The following is a 20,840-nucleotide window of genomic DNA, read 5'->3' as shown; positions in this document are numbered from 1 at the left end:
GCAGAATCGGCTCGATTATGCTCTCGTTGGCAGTCACATTGCTGGTCAGAACGCCGCTCAGCGTGCCCATCGCTCAAGCCCAGACGCCGCCCGCTCCGGCCCAGCAGGTCAAGGACACCGGGACTTCGCTGCGGCCGGGCGACATCGTCCGGCTGCGGATCTGGCGTGAGCCAGACCTTTCGGGCGACTTCCCCGTTAATGAGTCGGGCCAGATCGCGTTCCCCAAGATTGGCGCGACCAACGTCACCAATATCGGTGCGGATTCCCTCAAGCACCTGCTGGTGAGTTCGTACTCCACGTACCTGCGCGATCCCGCCATCGAGGTCATTCTGCTCCGGCGGATCACCATTCTGGGCGCGGTGCGCAATCCAGGCCTTTACCCGGTGGACATGACCATGACCGTCTCCGACGCCATGGCCTTAGCCGGCGGTGCCTCATCCGACGGCCGGGCCGATCGGGTGGAGCTTCGACGAGCCGGGCAAAAGGTCACCGTCGATCTCTCAGCCCAGACCCGACTAGGTGCAACGCCGGTGCGCTCCGGCGACCAGCTGTACTTTCCCCAGCGGAGCTGGATCAGCCGAAACCCCGGCGTGGTCGCGGGCACCCTGACCGCCTTGACCGGGCTCGTCATCAGCCTGATAGCCCGTTGAGGAGAGGCTCGTGAGCCAAGTTCCGATCAATCGCGAGACTGGCTCGCTGCAGCGGCCCGGAGCCATGATCGAGCCGGCTGACGATCCCAAGCTGCCCCAGATGGGGCAGCTCTGGGGCATGCTCATCCGTCAGCGGTGGATCATCTTGGCCATGGTGGCGTGCACCATTGCCGCGACGGCGTTCTTCTCGTATTGGCAGACGCCGGTTTATCAGGCCTCCGTGGCCCTGCGCATTCAGGATAAGCAGCCCAACCTTCCGGAGGTCTTCCGAGACCTGACGCGCGGCAGCGATATCGCCACCGAAATGGAAGTGCTCAACAGCCGGGCCGTGATCGAGGATGCCGCGCAGCGACTCGGCTTGCGATTCCAGCTCACCTCCCCGAGGCGAGTGCGGCAAGGCGAGCTGGTCACGCAGGTGGAAGTTTCCGATAGCGCATCCCCCGGGACTTACCGATTCTTGCGGCTGGCGGATGGCCGCTTCGCGGTCACCGATGACTCCAGCGGAGCCAGGCTGACTGTGCTCAAACCCGGCCAGGTGGGAGAGTTTGCCGGCGTCCGGCTGATTCTCACGCCGGAGGCGGCGAAGGAGCGTGAGATCGTGGCCGAGGTGCAGGACGCTGCCACGATGTCGGCCTCGGTACGGGCTGCCCTGTCGGTTTCACAGCCATCTCGAGACGCCAACATCGTGCAGGTGCAGTACGAAGGTACCGACCCGGAGATCGTGCGTCGGCTCGTCAACGTGATGGCGAACCGCTACATCGCCCGGCGGCAAGACGCCTTCAAGGCCGAAGCGCGCAGTTCCGCCACGTTCCTGCGTGAGCAAGTGGACCGAGTAGGCCAGCAGTTGGCGGCGGTGGAGGACAGCTTTCGCAGCTTTCGGGAGCGGGCCCAGGTCATCGACCCCGCGGTCGAAGCGAGCAGTGAAGTGAGCCGGCTGATCGCCAAGGAGGCGGAGCGCAGCAGCCTGGAGTCCGAACGGCAGGCCCTTGCCCAGAGTCTGGAACAGCTCAACCACGAGGCCGCTGAACAGAAGCCTGGATCCCCCAGTCCCTACCGGCAGCTATTGGCGTTCCCGACTTTGCTGCGCAGTCAGACGGTTTCCGAGTTGCTCACCACCTTGACCACGGTGGAGAACGAACGCACCACCCTGCTGACACGCCGAACAGAGCAGGACCCGGATGTACGCGTGCTGAGCGACCGGATCAGAGAGCTCGAGGGTCAATTGCGTGGGCTGGCGGTCACCTATCTCAGTGGACTCACCAATCAGGTGAGCTCGCTCGACACGGCGCTCGGCGCCTTCAACCGGGAACTCGACGCCATTCCGCGCAAGCAGGTTCAGTACGCCCGGCTTCAGAGGAAATCCAAGGGTCTGGAGGACGCGTATAATATGCTCCAGACCCGTCTCAAGGAGGCGGAGATCGCCCAGGCGATCGACGATCCGAGCGTGCAGGTCGTGGATACTGCCCTCACCCCTGACGAGCCTAGCCGCCCCAATCCTGAGCTGAACATGATAGGCGGGCTCTGCGTGGGACTGCTGCTCGGGGTCGCGGGTGGCCTCTTGCGGGAACACCTCGACCGCTCGGTGCACACCCGGCGGGACGTGATGTCGGCGACGGGCCTTCCAGTTATGGGCCTGATTCCCCGCTTGTCCCGTGAAAGCGGTGAACGACTGGCGTTGATCACGGAAAAACACAGCGCGTTGCCACGTCGATCGGTGGCCTCCCCGGCAGCAGAGGGGCGGCGCCGTAGCTTCACCTTCCTGCAGGTCGGCCCCACTACGGCGGGCCCCGCCCAATCCGGCGCCTCGACCGGCGGGCCACTCGTGTCGTCGCGGAAGGTGCGATTCACGCTGTCCGGGAGCGGCACTCCCGCGTCAGAGGCCTACGGCATTCTGCAGACCAACATTGCCTTTGCACGCAGCAACGTCGAAGTAAAGACCCTGGTACTGACCAGTCCGCTGTCCGGGGACGGCAAATCGACCTGTGCAGTGAACCTGGCGCTGACACTGGCGCACCGCGGTCTCAAGACGCTCATTATCGACGGCGATCTCCGTCGGGGCGTGGTGCATACCGCGTTCAACGCGCCCAAGCAGCCGGGGCTTACCGACGTCTTACACGGTACTGTGGAGCTGTCTGCGGCCATCCGGCAGGTAGAGGTCGGCGATCACGGCGCCGTGCTTGATTATCTGACGGCGGGCACCCCACCGCCGAATCCCTCGGGGGTGGTCGAATCCGCTCCTATGCGGGCGCTGCTCGAGCAGGTCGCGTGTCAGTACGATCGCATCCTCATCGACTCACCCCCGGTGAACATCGTCACCGATGCTGCGCTCCTCGGCGCCTCGGTGGATGGGGTGCTTCTGGTCGCCCGTGCTGGAGTGACGGACTCGGCTGCGCTGGCGTACGCGATGGAGCAGCTTCGCCACGTGGGGGCACCCGTGCTCGGGGTAGTGCTGAACGATATCGATTTCCGACGGGACGCGGCGTACGACGGCGCCTACCGATACTACAACCACAACGAGTACGTCAGCCCGACTGCCCCAACATGATTACAGGGAAGGCGACACGCGATCAGGGCACAACACCATCGCCTTTTTGACTCGGAGGAAGCATGCAGAAGGAGCAACGGCGGGTGCTCGTCACCGGGGCCGGAGGGTTCATCGGCCATCATCTGGTGAAGTACCTCAAGAGCCGCGGGTACTGGGTACGTGGAGTTGACCTGAAGTACCCCGAGTTCGAGAGCACCGGCGCCGACGAATTCCTCCAGCTGGATCTGCGGCGCTGGGAAGGCGCGCTGAGCGCGACGGAGCAGGTCAGTGACGTCTACAACCTCGCTGCCAACATGGGCGGCATCGGGTTCATTGAGCACAACAAGGCCGTGATCATGCACGACAACGTGCTGATCAACATCCACATGATCGAAGCGGCCCGAACCCGAGGGGTCGAGCGCTACCTCTACACGTCGTCGGCCTGCATCTACCCGGGGTATCGCCAGGATTCCCCTCAGGTCGTGCCTCTGAAAGAGGAGGACGCCTATCCCGCCGATCCAGAAGATGGCTACGGATGGGAGAAGCTCTTCTCCGAGCGGCAGTGCCGCCATTATCAGGAGGACTTTGGCTTGGAGACCCGGGTAGTCCGGTTCCACAATATCTTCGGCCCGCTGGGGACATACGACGGCGGCCGAGAAAAGTCGCCGGCGGCGATCTGCCGCAAGATCGCCATGGCGGAAGACGGTGATGAGATCGAGGTCTGGGGCGACGGTCTGCAGACTCGCTCCTATTGCTACATTGACGACTGTGTCGAGGGGATTTATCGCCTGATGAACTCGGACCATCGCCTGCCACTCAATCTCGGCCAGGACCGCCTGATCACGATCAATGATCTGGTGGAGATGGTGGCCTCGATCGCGGGCAAGCAGATCCGCCGACGGCACAACCTTACAGCGCCGCAAGGAGTCCGGGGCCGCAACAGCGATAATTCCCGGCTCCGCGAGGTGCTGGGGTGGGAACCGCAGATCTCGCTGGAGCAGGGGTTGGAGCGGACCTACCATTGGATCGAACGTCGCGTTCGTGCGCCCTCCGAGGCGTCGAGGGAACCGGCGGTGGGTGCGGTCAGCGCTGCGAGCCACTGAGACAGGAGTGCGTCCAGGAACAGTGGGGCAGGCCGGATCGGCGCAGAGGGTCAACATCCTCGGCGTGCTGGTGAGCCCGGTAGGCATGAACCAGGCGCTGCGCACCATCGAGGGCTGGATCGAAACGAGCGAACGCCAGTATGTGACCGTCAGCGGCGTCCACGGCCTCATGGAGAGTCAGCGGGACGAGGCCCTCCGGGCCATCCACAACGCGGCGGGCATGGTGACACCGGACGGAATGCCCTTGGTCTGGCTCAGCCGGCTCAAGGGCCACCCCGGCGTCCAACGGGTCTATGGCCCCGATCTCATGCTCGCCTGCTGCCAGCGATCGGTCCGCCGGGGCTACGCGCACTATCTCTATGGTGGTGGTCCGGGAGTTCCGGAGCGCCTGGCCGACCGTCTGCGAGCTCGAGTACCGGGCCTCAAAATCGTGGGGTGCTACTCGCCGCCGTTCCGACCGCTCACTCCGGGCGAGGACGCGGTCGTCGTTCGGGAGATCAACGAGGCGAACCCCGACATCGTGTGGGTGGGTCTCAGCACCCCGAAGCAGGAACGCTGGATGGCGACGCACCGGGAGTCGATCGGGGCGGCCGTGCTGATCGGGGTGGGTGCGGCGTTTGATTTTCATGCCGGCCTCAAGCGGCAGGCGCCCTATTGGATGCAGCGGAGCGGGCTCGAGTGGCTGTTTCGCCTGCTGGCCGAGCCACGGCGGCTCTGGCGCCGTTATCTGGTAAATAACCCACTGTTTCTGTGGTACCTGCTTCGGCAGGCGATCGACCCGGAACGATTTTCCGTGCCGCGTTCCCCCAATGGCTCCAATGAATCGGGCCGGGCGGACCAAGCTTACTAGCTGAGAGGTCTCATGCTGATCACCATTCTCGGGGCCGGGGGGTTCATTGGCTCTCATCTTGTGGAGCACCTCTTGGCGCGTGGCGAACACCAGGTGGTCGGGGTCGACCTGACCCCGGAGAAGCTCGAGGGCATCGAAGGGGCGGCCTTCCGCTTCCACCAGGGGGACGTGCGGCGCTCGCCCGAGCTCCTGGAGGAGGTCATCCGGTCATCCGATCAGGTGGTGGACCTCATCGCGTATGCGAACCCCAGCATCTACGTCACCGCGCCGCTCGAGGTATTCGAGCTCAATTTCCTGCAGAATCTGGAGATCGCCAAGCTCTGCATCAAGCACCGCAAGCGACTGATTCAGTATTCCTCCGCGGAGGTATATGGGAAGTCGAGCGCGGGGGAGGCCTACTCCGAGGACCGGACCAACTTCGAGTATGGTCCGGTACAGAAGCAGCGCTGGATCTACGCGGCGGGGAAGGGCCTGCTGGAACGGGTTCTGTACGCGTACGGCATGGCCGGCGACCTGGAGTACACCATCGTCCGGCCGTTCAATTTCATCGGCAGTCGACTGGATTACCTGGTGCCCGCCAACGCGATGGGCGGCCCGCGGGTGTTCCCCCACTTCATGTCGGCGCTGCTGGAGCGTGGCCCGATTCGCCTGGTGGACGGGGGACACGTGCATCGCTCCTTTACCCACATTGTGGACGCCAACGGGGCCTTCCAGACGTTGCTGGATCACCCAGCCGCCACCCGCAATCAGATCTACAATGTAGGGAACCCACAGAACAACGTGACCATCCGGCAATTTGCCGTGCTCATGTGCGAGATCTACGAGGAGCTGACCGGGGAGCGCTGCCCCTCCGAAATGGTCGAGATTACGGGCGAGGAATTCTACGGACCGGGATACGAGGACAGCGACCGGTTGCCGCCAGACATCAGGCGGTTGCTGGCGCTCGGGTGGAAGCCGCGTCGCGACCTGCGCTGGACGCTCCGGGACGCTATGAGCCATTACCTCGCTCCCCGAATGCCTGCCGCCCGCCGCGAGCTGCCGGCGGCAGTGTAAAAGACCTCGCGCGGCGGAGGCGGTGTGGCATCGTTCAGGTCAGCAGGAACGATTGCGGTACCTCGCCGGCAGCAGCTCGTCGGAGGAGTCGGGCTGACGTGCGCCCTGGTCGTCGCCTCGATCCTCGTGGCTTATGGTGGCGCGAGGGACTTGCGGCTCTTTGCCGCGGCCGGCGTGCTCGTGTGCCTGCCCTTCGTGGTGTATGCGGCCTTCCTCTGGCCCCTCCGAGCGCTCCCGGCTGGCTTCGTGCTCGTGCTCATCGCGGCGACGAAGTTCCGCGGGCGCTCCGCCACCGCATCGCTCGAGGGAGACGCTGACTCACAAGTGAAGTTCGAGTTGGCGATGTACGCCTTCCTCGGGCTCGTTGTCGTGTTGGCGTATCTGCGGCATTCCCGCGCGGTCAGGCGCCTTCGACCGGTTGAGCTGATCCTGCTCAGCTATGCACTCCTGGCTCTCTGTTCCACTCTTTGGTCTCCATCACGAGCGCTCACTTTGGTCCGTGCGGCTCAGCAGCTGATCCTCCTCTGCCTCGCCGTTCTCAGCGTCCGGTTGATGTCGCCTTCCCGGCTCCTGCGAGCCCTGTCGGGCGCAGTGCTCGCCTACGTGCTTATCTGTTCCACGCTGTCACTGGCATTCCCTTGGGCCGGAGGCGGGCTCGTGGATTTCGGAGAAGGACAACGCTTCTCCTGGTTCGCCATGCATCCGATTGCCGCCGCCACCCTCATTGGTATCGCGTCCCTGTTGACCCTCTCCGTGATCGTCTTCGGCCCCCGTGGCTGGCGCGAACGACGCTTCGGACTGCCACTCGCCTTGTACATGGTCCCCCTTACCGGACTCCTGATCGCCGCGAATTCCCGTGGACCGTCTGCGGCCTTTCTCGCGGGGGCCGGCGCATTGCTCGTCCGCAAGCATCTGCGAGTCTGGACCGTGCTCGCGCTCATAGCGTTTAGCGTCGCGCTCCTGGTGCTGTTTGCTTCCAAGGGCGAAACCATGGCCGATCTGCTTACCCGGATCGCGAGTACCGACCCTCGGGTCGCCGAGCTCATATTGCGAGGCCAATCCGTCCGAGATCTGGAGGGCTTTTCCGGGCGAACCGACGTCTGGCGAGCGGCATGGCCCCTCCTGGTCAAGCATCCGGTTTTGGGCGTTGGCTTCCAGGGGTCGCGCGCTGCCCTATTGGCGGCGGTACCCTGGGCCTCTTATGCCCACAACGCACTCTTGCAGACTCTCCTCGACCTGGGAGTGCTGGGCGCGGTGCTGCTGTGGGGCTCGTTGGTGTACTGTCTCGTGGTCACCTGCCGGCCGATAGAGGGGCTCTCACGAGAGGCGGTATGGTGCCAGGCGAGCGCCTTCTCGGCCGCTGTGTACCTGACGGTCAACTCGGTCACATTCGAAAGCTTTGCCGCCGCACCGGGGTTCGACCTGCTGCTGCTTCTGGTCTGCATCCTTATTGCAAACCAGACGCGAGCACCGGCCGTGGCGACCGATCCACAGCGGCCAAGTGTTCGATCGGCGGGGCGAACTTACACTCCGCAGTTCCTGCGGTGATCGTCCCGGTTGCCGATCTCTGAGGATCGGAACTGGGAGGCGAAACCGGGAGCGAGGACCGATGCGCAAGGGCCAACTTGGGGGGGGAGGGCTTGGTCAAGGCAGTTGCGTATGCTAGGCGTGAGCGGACTATTCATCCGTACCGGTCGGGTGGGCGGCGCCGAGTACATGCTCTACAACCTCCTGGAAGGCTTAGCGCAGCATCCCGAGGCCTGGGGCACCACGCTGTTCGTCCAAAGCGTAGGGGAGCTCGATCCCGTGTTCCAGCGCCGGTTGGAGAGCCTGCGCGATCGGCTGGGCCTGTCTTTGGTGGAAGTCCAGGGTCGCGGGAATCGATTCGTCAAGGAGTCCATCAATGTTCCTCTAGCGGCCTACCGGCGGGGGCTCGCATCGATGTTGTTCGCCAATTACTACACCCCTCCAAAGCTTCCCAGCGTGAGAACCGCCACCATCATCCACGACATCCAGTACAGACATCTGCCCGACAACTTCTCCCGGCGGAAGCGGCTATGGCTTAATTTCGCGCACCGCTTGACACTACGATCAGCCGATTATGTAATCGCGATCTCCGAGTTCGTGCGGGACGACGTGTTGAACGCTTACGGAGCTACCTACGAGTCCAAGCTGTGCGTGATTCCCAATCCAATCGCGTGGGGGCGATTCGAGGCCTCGAGCGAACCCCGTGCGTCGCCCCTCCACGATCGAACGTCTACCTATATCCTCACCGTCGCATCACACTATCCCCACAAGAATCTCGCAACGCTTATACGGGCATTTGCTTCACTTCGGCATCGAATTCCACACAATTTGGTGCTCGCGGGACAGCTGAGGGGTAACCTCCAGGGGATCAAGCGGGGAGCAGCAGATGATATAGCGGGGCTGATTGCGGAGCTCCACTTAGGCGACAGAATTGCGATTCTGGGCCACGTGCCGGATGACGTTCTGGGCTCCCTTTATCGCGGCGCGGATCTCTTCGTGCTGCCATCAATGTTCGAAGGTTTCGGCATGCCCACCGTGGAGGCCCTCGGGATGGGGGTTCCGACGCTCACGACCAGATGCGCGGCCCTCCCAGAAACGACTCTTGGGAAGGCAACCTACGTCAGCGATCCGCTCGATGTCGAGGAGTTCGCCTGCCGGATGCTGGAAATCATTGAGAAGCGCGACCTGTTTCTTCCTACGGAAGACGACGTGCGTGACATACGGGCATACTATGCCCCTGCTCGAATCGCTAGCGAGTACATGCGGGTCCTTGGGATGGCTTAGGTTGCTGAAGTCCGAATGACGGTTCACCCGGCCAGTAGAAGAGCCGCCCTGTAGGCCTCGAGGCTCGGCGGCGAGCGACAGCGGTTCATTGGAGTCTACCGTGTTAAAGTCTCGCAGCTGCCCAGGACAAGACACTTATCAGTACAGTCCCAACTCACCCATGGCTTGCTCCTGGGGCTTACCGCACCGTAAGCTCCAGCCCGCCGGGTTCGGACAGTCAGACTGTGAGTTCAAATAGTGATACGGGTTGCTTCAGTTATCGCTCACCGCGGCCACTCGGGCGCATTCATCGTCCTTGTAGGACCCGATGGCGTGGGGAAAACCAGCGTGGCGAGGGCCCTGGCCAACTCATTTGGGGGACCCACCGCGTACTTTCACTTCATGCCACCGCTTCGCAGGCAGCTCCTTACAAAGCCGCCAGCGCATGAGGCAACACGGCGTCCCGTGATAAATCCGACTGGCTCACGAGTCCTTGGCTGGTGTCGCCTGATCCGCAACTGGGGCCGCTGTTGGATCGGGTATGCGATTGCCATTCGGCCGGCACTGCGACGGGGGAGCCTTGTGATCGCCGACCGGTGGGCGTACGGCTATGTTGTGCAGCCTGCGGCGCTCCGCTTTTATGGGCCGGCGTCCCTTGCGACTGCCGCGATCGGCCTTCTCCCACGCCCGGATCTCGTCGTCAACCTGAGTGCTCCCTCGGAAGTTGTGCTCGCCAGGAAGCAGGAGCTGACCCGTGCCGAGATATCTCGGGAATTGATGGCGTGGTCCCAACTGCCCTACTGCCCGATGAAGACATTCGATGCGACCGAGGATCCGGCCAGCATCGCGGTCAGGATCCTTGAGGCTTTATGACGACCCCGATGCGTTACAAAGACTTCCCGCCGGGCTGGGATCATCTCAAGATACCTTTATCCTCTCGTGAAGCCGCACTTGCCGGTCTCGCTCTGTACTCGGCTTGCCGCCCTCGGGCCATGTGGCTTCAGCGAGCCGCATGGCTATGGATTCGACTGCTCGGCCCTACCAGCTTACCCGGCCGCTCTGTTGTCTGGAGCCCTCCCGTCGACGCGGCTTGGGAGGAACTTTCGCAGACCTTGCGGGATCTGGTAGGACCGTTCGACTCATTGGCCGGCTATAATCGAATGCAGGCGGCTAGACCTGGGCTGGCACTGCTTCTCCTGGCTCGGGGCGTACCCAGAGCATTCGTCAAGGTTCGGAAAGGCAACTCCGAGTCGCTGACCAATGAGGAACGTGCGCTCCGGGTACTCGCGGACTATCACCCCCGTACCTTTCGAGTACCGACTCCTTTGGGATCAGGTGTCGTGAAGGGGTGGCAATACCTCGCCGTTACCCCGCTGCCCGCCCAACTACACCGCGTGCCCTCGCACCCGCCGCTTGGGCAGATCCTTGGGGAGGTGGAACTCGCGCTAGCCGGCTGCCCGAAGCCGCATGGGATCGCGCCGGGATGGCGGCCAATGCATGGAGACTTCGCGCCCTGGAATCTTCGGCAGATGCGCGGCGGAGCACTTTTCTTGATCGACTGGGAATTTGCGGGGTGGGGCCCGGCTGGTGCGGACGAGGTATTCTACCGTGCCACTGCTGCTGCACTAAGTAACAGCGCGAGAGAGGTACGGGGGAGTCCGGAGGCGATGCGTTTCTGGCGTGAACGGATCAACCAGCGGCCGAGCAATGCCCGTGATTTACGACTGGCGCGCGGCCTTGCGGCGGCGTTAGAGCAGCGCAGTGTCGCCCGCGATCGCTCGACATAGTGATGCCTTAGCGGATGACCTGGCCTTCAAGCGCCCCAAGAATTCTGATCTTCGCCTATGCCTGTGAACCGGGGCGTGGCTCGGAGCCCGGTGCCGGCTGGGGCATGGTGCGGGAGCTCTCCGAGCTCGCCGACTGCACCGTGTTGGTAGGTCCGGAGCACACCGACGGTATCCGGCAGTGGCAAGCGTCCGCTAATCGTGCGGGGCTGCAGTTCATAGAGGTCGGCGAGCCCCGCTGGGGATTGCTGGCCAAGGGCCATCGAGTGACCTGGTTCTTGCTTTACCTGCGATGGCTCCACAGCGCGAACCAAATAGGGCGACAGTTGCACAGGGAGCAGCCATTCGACGCGGTTTGCCACGTCAGCTATTCCACCTACTGGCTCCCCTCACCGGCCACCGACTATGACGTGCCCAGCGTGTGGGGTCCGGTTGGGGGTGCAGTCACCACTCCCTTGCGGCTCTGGCCGCTGCTCGGGTGGCGTGGAGTGTGGGACGAAATCCTCGACAGAGTGAGTGTACGCATGATGAGTTGGCTCCCGGCGACTCGGCGCACTTGGCAACGGGCATCCGTGTGCCTCATCCAAAACGAGGCCACTCTCGCTCGCTTGCCGGCGTCCACTCGCTCTCGGGCAGCCATCCTGAACCATGGCCTGTTGCTCGAGGTGCCCACGGTACCACGGAATGCACCTGGGAACCATTGCCTTTACGTCGGCGCCCTTGAGTCCAGGAAGGGTCCCCGCCTGGCTGTGCGTGCACTCGCACACGCTCCGGAGGACGTGAGACTTGTGATGGTAGGTAACGGGCCCGAACGCGGTGCTTTGCTTCGTCTGGCTCGCCGTCTGGGGGTGGCAGACCGGCTGGAGCTACGAGGGGCGTTGCCCCGCTCGGAAGTAATGAATTTGCTGGCTCGTGCCGCCGCCGCAGTTTTCACAGGCCTACGGGAGGAAGGCGGGATCGCACTCGCTGAGGCCATGGCGGGAGGCGTACCGGTCATCGTGCTCGGCCATGGCGGAGCACGAGTCCTGGCGGAGACTGCCAAGGACATGAGCCGTATGGAGATAATCGAGCCTGGGAATGTCGAGGAGACCGCCCGCCGAATCGGCGATGCCATGAAGCGTTTCGTCCGCCAGCCATCGCTGACGACCACATCCAACCTCGACGGGAGCCATGCCCGAGGGCTGCTGCGAGAGAAGTTCGCAGCAGTCCTTGGGCTTCCGGCCGGTCAGTAATTGAACGTGCCGGTGGCATCCTCCGGAATCCCCCGCCACTGGGCAGGGGTCCTGTTGACTTCGTTCCAGGTGAAGTACGTGGTCGTGCTCGAGCCGAGATAGTAAGTGTTGTGCACGAACCGGTTGTTTCGGCTGGTGTAGATGGATTTGTCGCCGGTATTGGTGACCAGTCCGGTCCTTCCACTGGACATCTTCACCGTATTGTCGTGCACGTACAAATTCTGTACGATGAGCGCGCCGTATGGTCCCGTAGTGGGGTATCCGGACGCGTACATCACACCGATGCCGTTGCCGTTGTATGCGACAGTGTTGCCGTAGATCTCGACGTTCGGGGAATTGGAGACCTGGATCCCAGAGTTCGCCAGCCAGCCACTGCCCGCCGCACCATTCTTCTGGCAGAGATTATTCCGGATGATTGCGCTGTAGCTGGCCTCGTGCCAGATGCCGGCATCGCGGTTGGCCGTGACCTGGTTGCCCTCGATCAGGGTGTTCAGATACATGTGATCAGTCCAGATCCCCTTGCCCGTGTTATCATGCACGTTGTTGTTCCGGACTGTGAGGTTCTGCCCCTGCAGAAATTTCATGCCGGCCATGGAGCTTAGCGAAGGGGTGGACGTCGAATTTGAGGCGTTATTGTAGGAAACCTCGTTGCCTTCTACGAGAACGTTGTCCGACCGGTAGCCGTTAATACCCGACAATCCGTTGTGATGAATCTTGTTGCGGAGGACCTTCATCCCATCCCCGGTATGCAGACCCGTCCGGGTGTTGTACCGGATCTCGTTGGCCTCGACCGTCCAGTTGATAGCGTTATCGCCCTGTATGACGGCCTGCCCCGCGTCGCTGGTCGCGTAGTTCTGAATGATGAGGCCTTGGATGACGACACCCCTGGGTGCACTCCGCAGGGTCTCGAATGCATAATAGGTGATTTTGTCGCCATCCAGGATCGCGCCTGGCTCGCCTACGAATTTGTCATAATCCTTTGGCACGACCCTCTGCCGGTGATGCGTTCCCGCCTTGATGGTGAACTTGGTGCCAGCCGGTCTGGCGTTCACCGCTGACTGAATGCTCTGTCCAGGATAGATGGGGACCCCATCAGTGGTGGACAGGAGTTGACTCGGGTCAGAAGTCGCCGGGGCACTTGAATTGGTCTCGTCGCGGGTGATTGGGTCGAGTGGCTCGGCGCAGGCGCCGAGGAGACCAGCGGCGATGACAGTCGCCAGCAATCGATCACGGAGTCGGGCGGCGATGATGGGCAGCCGCTGGGTTACTGAGTGGCGGTTGGGCACGGACGTAGGAGTCCCTTTCCGGGTACGGAGTTGAGCACGCCCGTGGCACGGCCCGGAGCACTGGGCCGCATGGCAGAGCCTGCGGCCGCAGGCCGAGCAAACGTGACGCAAGGCGGCACGTGGTTCCCGCTGAAGGGCGGGAGGCTCGATTTAGGTGTACCGGGAGTTAGCTGGCGACTAGGAGGTGTCGGCAGATCGCGATGGAACGGCGCCCGGGAGAGCGCAATCTCGTTTTCAGAGCTCGCGACGGGTCAGAGTATCGCACCGCGTGCAAGTCGTGTCAAGCGGGGGAGCCTGTCAGATTCTATACACTCGAACCCGGTATCCACCTGGAATACCGGGTTCGCGCGTGGCTAGATCTACTGCGTCAGTCAGGTCTGGGACGCGCATGCCCTCAGTCCTGTCCGGCCGCCTGCCACTGTGCTTGCGTGAGCGTCGCGTTAAGCCGCCAACGGAAGGGAGCCGTGGGCGTCAGCTGATAGGTATTGTTGACGAATCGATTGTTCTGACTGTCCCAGACCGCCGTCGACGTTGTGCCCGAAGTGCCGACCCCGGTCACGCCCTTGGTCATGGTCACATTGTTGTCATGCACCCAAAGGTTCTGGAGTGCCTTGGCGTAATTCCCGCTGGTGGCATAGACGTACATCCCGGTGATCCCGTTCGCACAGCCACTCACTGTGTTCCTCGCGATCTCAACGCCACCGGAGTTGGTCACCTGGATACCGGCGCCATCGAGCCAACTATTCCCTCGAGTGCCGCACGTAGTGACCGTGTTGCCGCGAACCACCCCAGCGAGGCTGGCCTCGATCCAGATGCCGGCCTGTCCGTGATTGCTGACCGTGTTGGAGTCCACGACATAATTCTGGTTGTCGGTGTCCAGCCAGATGCCTTTATTGAGACCGTCGTGAACGTAGTTTCGCCGCACGACCAGGCCATTGGTGACGATCAGGAGCTTGATGTTTGCCGCCTCGGCAAGAGCGCCGGTCTCAGTGATCGTGGTCGCCGGGTTGTGATCCACTTCGTTTCCGATCACCTGCGCGCCAGCGCACTTGTAGCAGGTTATTCCGACCGTCCCGTTGTGGTGGACGTGGTTCCCCCGGAGCATCCAATTCACGCCCAATCGGACGCCATGCTGACCATTATAGGCGATCTCATTGGAATCCACGGTCCAGCCCTGCCCATTATCGCCCTGGATCGCGCTCTGCTGGTGCGGCGGATTGTAGTGCTCGATGACCAGCCCAGTGATGCGGACCGCTTTGGGTATGGAAGTCAGGGTCTCGAATGCGTAGGGTGCGACGTTTTCGCCGTCCAGGATCGCGCCCGGCTCGCCGCGGAATACCATGTTGTCCTTGACCGAGGTGCCTTGCTGGCGATAGGTACCTGCGCGGAAGTAGAAGCGGGTCCCGGCAGGCTTGGCAGAGACCTCGGCCCGCAGATCATCACCAGGGTGGAGCACGACCCAGCCCGTAGTGTCGAACCCGCTGGGCGGGGGTGGCGGCGCGGGCGCGGTGACGCTTACGAGGGACGTGTCGGCTAGCCCGGAGGCGCTATCCCGCCCCACCACGCGGAAATTGCCGGAGGCCGATCCCGCGGTGTAGAGACCCGAGCTGCTGATGGTGCCACCCGTCGCTGCCCAGGAGACCGCCACCGGGACGGTAGATCCGTCCGTCGCTACTCCGCTCGCCAGGAACTGCTGTGTGGCCTCGGATTGCAGGGAGACGCTTGCCGGGCTTATCAGGACGCGCTGCAGCACCGGCGTCGGTGGAACGATATCAACCGCGGCACTATCTCCCGCGCCGCTGGTGGCGGCGACGGCGGAGACCCGATACTTGCCGCTGGTCTTGCCGGCGGTAAATAGACCGCCGGCGTCGATGGTACCGCCCGAGGCGGTCCACCGAATGCTGTCGTTGGTTGGGGTGCCGTCGCTCAGCCGGAGGGCGGCGACAAACGTGCGCTGCGCTCCCGGCAGGAGTGTCGCTGTATCTGGCGACACAGTGAGGATGACCGTCGGTGTCGAGATGGGTTTGCCGTGGCCTCGACCTTGCCCGCCGACTTTGAAAGTCGACTCGACGGCGACTGGTACCCCCGGGCTGGAATCGCCCGTCCCGGTCGGATCGGTGTCAGTGCAGGCCCAAGCTAAAAGCAACGCGGGGAACATGCCGGCAATACGGAGCATTGACAGGCGTCGCGACAGCTTGAATGTGTAGTTCATCTACCTCTCCATACGATTCCTTGTGTGGGAGCCCAACCGTTCACGTCCCAGGCACCGCCCTTGGGTTCTCCCGTAATATCGAAGTAATGCCCGCGCAGTAAAGAGTCCTCTTTTTATACAGTTTGTTGCTTCACTTATTTACACTTCCACGCTATACTATTGGCAGCAAGAAGTTACGGAATCGTCATCCATCAAATGTAACAATTTTCTGTCAACATTCTGCTCAGTAAGTATCCGGAATTGCACCTTTTGAAGCCGTCTCTGGGCCACTTGAACGGAGGTTTGCTGGCGGGGTGGAGTTGCCCAGATCCACCTCCGAGGTGTCGCCAGTGACTCGTCCGGCCTCGTGCGCTAGCTTCGGGGAGCCCAACCAGACGAGAACGCTGGCCTCGCCCCGCATGGGAACTGAGATCATGCACCCGTGTTTAACCCCAGGCTTGCCCAGGAGACAAGACTATCTGCCGCTGCCAGGTTCCTATTTTCTCGTCGCCGTTAGATGAAGGGTCCGGTGCGCGGGAGGCGGGTGCCCGTTGAGGAACTGACCCTCGCCGCCGCCACTGCCGTAAATGTGTTGGTCGCCCTTACTTCCGCGCATTTTCCTTACCAGGACGTCGTCAATCACCTGACCCGATACTTTCTGATGGATCAGGTCCTGTCCGGACGAGCCGTCGACTGGCTGCAGGTCCGGCTGGTGCCGACGAGCTACATCGGGACCGATCTTCTCGGCGTCGCGCTGGTCCACCTCCTGGGCGTGACGGCCACACTTCGGGTCATGGGTGTCTTGCCGCTGCTGCTGCTCCCTGCGGGGATGTATTGCCTGCTTCGTGTCACCGCTCCTTCGCAGCGAGGCTGGGCTCTCGTCGGAACTCTGCTCAGCCTCTCGTGGTACTATCTGTCCGGCTTTCTGAACTACAGCATTGGCTTGGGACTGGCGCTTGCGTGGCTGGCCCTTTGGTGGCCTCGGAGAGCCAGTCGCTCGTGGTCGTGGCAGCTTGGCTTGACTGCCGGATGTATCGCTCTGCTGTTCATCCATCTTTCGGCCCCACTGATTGTCCTGGTAGTTGTGTGGGTCGACACGATGCTCGGGTTCTGGAACAGCTGGCGGGGCGACCAGGAGGCGCGCCGTTCGCAGCCCTCGCGGGTCCTGAACACGGTGCTCATCACGGCCGGGGTCGCCTTGGCCTGGGCCATGATCGAGGTCGCTACCGCGAGCGTGCGCACTGCCGTGCCACCGGCCGAGTTCCGGGGTGCCCTGCCGAAACTGACCCACTTGGTTGCGCCGTTCTACTCGTTGTCGCTGCTGCAACTCACTGCGATGGCTGGAGCGTATCTCTTCGCTCTGATTGCCTTCGCGCTCCAGAATCGCCGAGAGGCCTGGGCGAACGCATTCCTTCTTTCCGGGCTCATGTTCCTCCTGCTTTACACTATCTCTCCCGGCGTTGCCAGCGCAGCGGGAGACGTAGATACGCGCTGGCTACCCGCCGCGTATCTCCTCCCGTTCTGCATGCCCGGTCGGACACGCCCATCCAGGACGGTGCTCTACGCTCTATTCGGTTTGTGTCTGATTCACGCCGGCATCGTCCGATGGAACGCCGTGGGTATCGATGCTGAGCTCACCGACCTGGATCACGCACTGGGACAGCTGCCGGCGAGAACACGTGTACTCCCGCTCATCTCCGATCAGGATAGGCACGGGCGGGTGCAGCCTTATCTCCACTACACGCTCTGGCATATCATTCGGAAGCAGGGTCGAGTCCCGGGCCTGTTCTCTGCCTCCGGCGCTCGACCGAGCCAACCCGCCTATCCCCACTTCAGTCACTTCCGCGTGCTTCGACGCGCATACCTGCCAGACGGCTCCTGGGGCGTGCGGTCCTGGGAGCCGCTCAACTGCGCGCGAATTCGGCAGGACTACGATTATGTGCTTGAAGCGGGCGAGGATGCAGCGGCGAAGGCGTTAATTCTGAAGTGCGCACCGGAGGTGTTCCGAGTGGGCGAGATCACGGTCTATCGCGTGCCCACAGCACCGAACCCCGGATTCCGGTGAGGTCAGGTTCGCACCACCGGGGTGCCATCCGGGCGCTAAGGAGCCTCGAGCTCCCCCGGAGTGACGCGCAAGAACCGGTTTGGATACTGCACGCCTATCAAATAATACAGGCTGTCTGGCTGACGTGGGATGTCCAGGCCGAAGTAGTAATTGAGAATGTCCCGGAACAGGTTGACCAGTGTGATCGAGCCAGCCAGCGCGCGAGTCCCTCCCGCCGGCAAGTAGTACGCCCCAAACGCGCCGAACTCAGCCCGGGCCTCGACACCCGAGCGGGGCTTCCGGGGCACCAGCGCGAGGGGCTCCAGCGAGGTCGCACCGTGATCGCCCTGAAGGATGATCACGGGCGGGGAAGGCGAGGTCCTCAGCAAAGTCGTGACCAGGTCGAGGACGATGCGATTGGTGCAGATGAGCTGGTCGAGGTACTGGCGGGTGTAGGCCCGCGCGGCCTCCGCGCTGTCGAGCGGCAGCGTTCTGACCGTCGGGCGGCAGTCCTGGTCGACGATGAACGGTGGATGTGGCAGGAGAACGTGCGCGAAGGCAAAGGTCGGCCCCGGGATGTGGGCCACTTTCTTGAGGCCCTCGAAGGTCCTCCTCGGGTGCTGGAAATCAGTGGCACCGAGGTCGAGCAGCCCAAGCGGCGTGAGGGACCGTAGGTGGCGTCGCAGATCGCTTTGGAGGAGGGCTCCGCGCAGTCCCGATCCCGCCCACGCATCGAAGCGCACATCGGCATGAGGGTTGTCGTGGGTGCCTGGCCACCAGCTCGACGGGAAGAACAGAAACCGGTACCCCAGAGACTGCAGGAACCGGGCAACCCGATTGTTCCGCAGTAAGTAGTAGGAGAGCGACGCATCGGTCGACTTGCTTCCGAGCTCCTCACCCACCTGGCTCATATGGGCAAAGTTGAGGAGTGAGGGGAGCGAATGGCGGGTTTGATTGTAGTTGCTGTGAACATCCGGCGGGACGGTGAAGCCCAGTGCCCGAAGGCTGTCGTCAAAGCGCCGGTTGTCGAACCCGTATCGCTCTCGCAGGACAGCGGAGCTCGCGTACATGTCCAGCAGGACCAGATAGATGTCCGGTCGCGGACGGAGCTCGCCGGCCGTCGCGGGGTTCGCGCCAAGCGGCCGGGCCAGTTCCTCCGCGAGCGCGCTCCGCGCGATGCGGTGGGAAGAGCGCACCTGCGCAACGACGATGGTCATCAGCGAGAACACGACGAGCAGGGTGGCGAGCACGGAGAGAAAACGGCCCGAGGCATCGAGACGCTCCTGACGCCCCAACAGCCAGGCCAGGATGCCGGCTGTTACCGCAAGCCCCAGCCCAGCCAACAACCAGTGCGGAAGTACTCCGCCGCTCATACGGTACAGCCTGCTGTCGACCGGCAGATAGAAGAAGCACCAGCCGACCACTACGGCTACCAGCATCGGCGTCAATCCAGGATGGCTCCGGCGAAGTGCGAGCCGGGCCAGACCGTAGCACAGACCGGACAGAAGGAGGACCCCGAAGCCGATGGCAAGCAGCACGGTCGCGAGGTCCCGCCGCGTGTACTCACCCGGGTTACCGGCGGCGAGGTGCAGCGCGGGGAAGGAGGCGAGAAGAAGCGGGTAAAGGTGTGTGGCCCGGACTCTCATGGACGCGACCGAAGGCCGCGTGCCCGGCTAGCTGCCTCGCAGCCGTCGCAGGGAGCGAAAGAGAAAGTCGGCCACAGCCTTACGAACCCGGCCGAAGGCGGCCGCGGCTGCCAGCGCACCCGCGAAAACTACCTGAAGGATCATGGATCCAGCCGACGGATCGATGTACATGTCTCACCTCATCTGATGAATCGTACCCGGACACCCGGCTCGTGAGCTCGCTGGTGCTCGCGAAGGTTTGGCGTTGACATTACGAGACGCGTGTCGGCTCGGTCACGGCGCCGGCGGCCGGCGCCCGTCGGATTCGAGTAAATGAGGTCACGCCACGACGCTGCCCGACAGGGCGAGCGGGGCGGGAGTGCTCAGAAAGGCCAGCACCTCACGCACGCGCGCCAGGGTGCGCCAATACACGTCTTCCATCAGGATGTGCGCAAACTCGCCATTGCGGCCGATGCTGTAGAGACCGGCGACCGGCGTGGCATGCTCCAGCGCAAGGCGCTCCGCCTCGTACTCACGGAGAAAGACCGGGTGGGCGATGGGCGTGCGCATGACGCGGCACCCGAGATATCGCTGTCTGGCCCCCGGAATGAGCTCCGCCAGATGGTCCAGGCACATGGCCCCCACTGCCTCGTCCGCCAGGCGCCACGTCGGGTCACCGACCTCGCAGCCGATGTCCACCGTGAGAACCGTCTTTCCAGCAGGCGCGAGCCACGGCATCGCGCGGGGGGCTTCGGTCAGGCGAAAGAAGGGAAAACGACGTTCCGGGATCCAGGTCACGACATCGGAGAGGAGGCCGGCGCCGCTGAAGCGCAGGTTGACCAGTATCAAGGGCCGATAGCGGAAACGGGCCAAGTGCTGGAGCGCATCCGTGCCCCGGACCAGTTTGGCGAGAAGATGAACCGGTGCCGTGCTCACCACGGCGGACGCCTCCACGTCGCGTCCCTGCACTCTGATGCCCACGGCCCTTTGGCCTTCGACCAGAATCGCCTCCACCGGCGACTCCAGGTGTACGACTCCCTCGAGGTCCGCGGCGAGCCGGTCGCACAGAAAACCGAGCCCCCCTCCCGGGTACACGTGCCAGACGGAGGGGCTTTCAGGTTGGGTTCGGCAGTAGCCGTTAGCAACCGCGCGGTGGCTCAGGCGACTCGCAAGCTTCAGCCCCAGGACATGCCCCGTACCCCGATCCACTTGCGGTGGAATAACCGAGGGGGCCAACTCGGACGCCGGTGCTCCGGACCAGGCCTCCACCAGCGGAATCGCGACCTCCGCCGCGAGGCGCTCCCCATAGGCAGCGCGAAACCACTCGGCCGCCGAGCTCGGCGGCTCTCCCCGACCCGATCCCGTCAAACGGCCCGAGATGGCGCTGGCGACGAACCGGGGCGACCGGATCAGTCCGAAGGGATAGCTGTAGGTCTTTGCGCCGAGCCGAACAGCCTCTCCGTACTTGCGGACGTCGCGGCACTGCGCGCCGATCCCCAAGGCGGCAGCGAGCCGGTTGGTGATGAAATGGGCTCCGAAGTCGTAGGTGAACCCCTCCTCGTCCCGAAAGCTCTGCGCCAGCCCCGCGATGCGCTTGCCCGCTTCGTAGACCTCGACCGCCACTCCACGTCGGCGCAGCTCCCGGGCAGCCAGCAAGCCGGCCAGGCCAGCGCCGAGTATTGCGACGGGAGGTCGACGCTCGCTCATT

Annotated in this window: 14 protein-coding genes; 9 read left to right on the top strand and 5 right to left on the bottom strand. The window is 63.3% G+C overall.

The window, feature by feature from the left end; translation table 11 throughout:
- Nucleotides 1-26: 26 nt before the first annotated feature.
- From VHR41_05825 to VHR41_05790, 8 genes are all read left to right on the top strand, one after another.
- Entirely contained in the window at nucleotides 27-650 is a 624-nt protein-coding gene (locus tag VHR41_05825; GenBank protein HEX3233694.1) for a polysaccharide biosynthesis/export family protein, read from the top strand.
- Between the two features lie 64 nt (nucleotides 651-714).
- On the top strand, nucleotides 715-3,195 hold the full coding sequence (locus tag VHR41_05820) for a polysaccharide biosynthesis tyrosine autokinase (GenBank protein ID HEX3233693.1): 2,481 nt from the start codon (nucleotides 715-717) through the stop codon (nucleotides 3,193-3,195).
- An 83-nt stretch (nucleotides 3,196-3,278) separates the two neighbouring features.
- A complete protein-coding gene (locus VHR41_05815) occupies nucleotides 3,279-4,277 on the top strand; it encodes an NAD-dependent epimerase/dehydratase family protein (protein HEX3233692.1) in 999 nt (332 codons plus the stop codon).
- A gap of 7 nt (nucleotides 4,278-4,284) precedes the next feature.
- Nucleotides 4,285-5,127, top strand: a complete 843-nt coding sequence (locus tag VHR41_05810) for a WecB/TagA/CpsF family glycosyltransferase (protein ID HEX3233691.1) — start codon at nucleotides 4,285-4,287, stop codon at nucleotides 5,125-5,127.
- Nucleotides 5,128-5,139: 12 nt separating this feature from the next.
- Entirely contained in the window at nucleotides 5,140-6,180 is a 1,041-nt protein-coding gene (locus VHR41_05805) for an NAD-dependent epimerase/dehydratase family protein (protein ID HEX3233690.1), read from the top strand.
- Between the two features lie 24 nt (nucleotides 6,181-6,204).
- Nucleotides 6,205-7,728 carry an O-antigen ligase family protein gene (locus tag VHR41_05800; GenBank protein ID HEX3233689.1) on the top strand — a complete coding sequence of 508 codons (1,524 nt, stop codon included), beginning with the start codon at nucleotides 6,205-6,207 and terminating at the stop codon, nucleotides 7,726-7,728.
- Nucleotides 7,729-7,848: 120 nt separating this feature from the next.
- A complete protein-coding gene (locus VHR41_05795; GenBank protein HEX3233688.1) occupies nucleotides 7,849-8,991 on the top strand; it encodes a glycosyltransferase family 1 protein in 1,143 nt (380 codons plus the stop codon).
- A 561-nt stretch (nucleotides 8,992-9,552) separates the two neighbouring features.
- Entirely contained in the window at nucleotides 9,553-9,843 is a 291-nt protein-coding gene (locus tag VHR41_05790; GenBank protein HEX3233687.1) for a hypothetical protein, read from the top strand.
- Nucleotides 9,844-11,692: 1,849 nt separating this feature from the next.
- Here VHR41_05790 and VHR41_05785 read toward each other — a convergent pair.
- From VHR41_05785 to VHR41_05775, 3 genes are all read right to left on the bottom strand, one after another.
- The gene (locus VHR41_05785) at nucleotides 11,693-11,926 is read right to left on the bottom strand and encodes a hypothetical protein (protein ID HEX3233686.1); all 234 of its coding nucleotides are present in this window, start codon (nucleotides 11,924-11,926) and stop codon (nucleotides 11,693-11,695) included.
- A gap of 53 nt (nucleotides 11,927-11,979) precedes the next feature.
- On the bottom strand, nucleotides 11,980-13,272 hold the full coding sequence (locus VHR41_05780) for a right-handed parallel beta-helix repeat-containing protein (GenBank protein ID HEX3233685.1): 1,293 nt from the start codon (nucleotides 13,270-13,272) through the stop codon (nucleotides 11,980-11,982).
- Nucleotides 13,273-13,666: 394 nt separating this feature from the next.
- Nucleotides 13,667-15,484: a right-handed parallel beta-helix repeat-containing protein gene (locus VHR41_05775; GenBank protein ID HEX3233684.1), complete on the bottom strand. Its 1,818-nt coding sequence runs from the start codon at nucleotides 15,482-15,484 to the stop codon at nucleotides 13,667-13,669.
- Between the two features lie 496 nt (nucleotides 15,485-15,980).
- Between VHR41_05775 and VHR41_05770 the strand changes: the two genes are divergently transcribed.
- Nucleotides 15,981-17,528, top strand: coding sequence for a hypothetical protein (locus VHR41_05770; protein HEX3233683.1), 1,548 nt, complete (start codon nucleotides 15,981-15,983; stop codon nucleotides 17,526-17,528).
- A gap of 35 nt (nucleotides 17,529-17,563) precedes the next feature.
- Here VHR41_05770 and VHR41_05765 read toward each other — a convergent pair whose 3' ends face one another.
- Both VHR41_05765 and VHR41_05760 read right to left on the bottom strand, forming a co-directional pair.
- The gene (locus VHR41_05765) at nucleotides 17,564-19,153 is read right to left on the bottom strand and encodes a sulfatase-like hydrolase/transferase (GenBank protein HEX3233682.1); all 1,590 of its coding nucleotides are present in this window, start codon (nucleotides 19,151-19,153) and stop codon (nucleotides 17,564-17,566) included.
- 318 nt (nucleotides 19,154-19,471) lie between these two features.
- Entirely contained in the window at nucleotides 19,472-20,839 is a 1,368-nt protein-coding gene (locus VHR41_05760; GenBank protein ID HEX3233681.1) for an FAD-dependent oxidoreductase, read from the bottom strand.
- Nucleotide 20,840 lies beyond the last annotated feature (1 nt).

Source organism: Gemmatimonadales bacterium, from assembly GCA_036265815.1.
Lineage (GTDB): Bacteria > Gemmatimonadota > Gemmatimonadetes > Gemmatimonadales > GWC2-71-9 > CAVVWJ01.
This window is presented reverse-complemented; position numbering and strand designations above follow the sequence as displayed.

Coding starts and splice junctions, on each gene's coding strand:
- VHR41_05775 (HEX3233684.1), bottom strand. CDS start 15,484: ATGAACTACACATTCAAGCTGTCGCGACGCCTGTCAATGCTCCGTATT.
- VHR41_05820 (HEX3233693.1), top strand. CDS start 715: ATGATCGAGCCGGCTGACGATCCCAAGCTGCCCCAGATGGGGCAGCTC.
- VHR41_05805 (HEX3233690.1), top strand. CDS start 5,140: ATGCTGATCACCATTCTCGGGGCCGGGGGGTTCATTGGCTCTCATCTT.
- VHR41_05770 (HEX3233683.1), top strand. CDS start 15,981: ATGAAGGGTCCGGTGCGCGGGAGGCGGGTGCCCGTTGAGGAACTGACC.
- VHR41_05760 (HEX3233681.1), bottom strand. CDS start 20,839: ATGAGCGAGCGTCGACCTCCCGTCGCAATACTCGGCGCTGGCCTGGCC.
- VHR41_05785 (HEX3233686.1), bottom strand. CDS start 11,926: ATGGCTCCCGTCGAGGTTGGATGTGGTCGTCAGCGATGGCTGGCGGAC.
- VHR41_05765 (HEX3233682.1), bottom strand. CDS start 19,153: ATGAGAGTCCGGGCCACACACCTTTACCCGCTTCTTCTCGCCTCCTTC.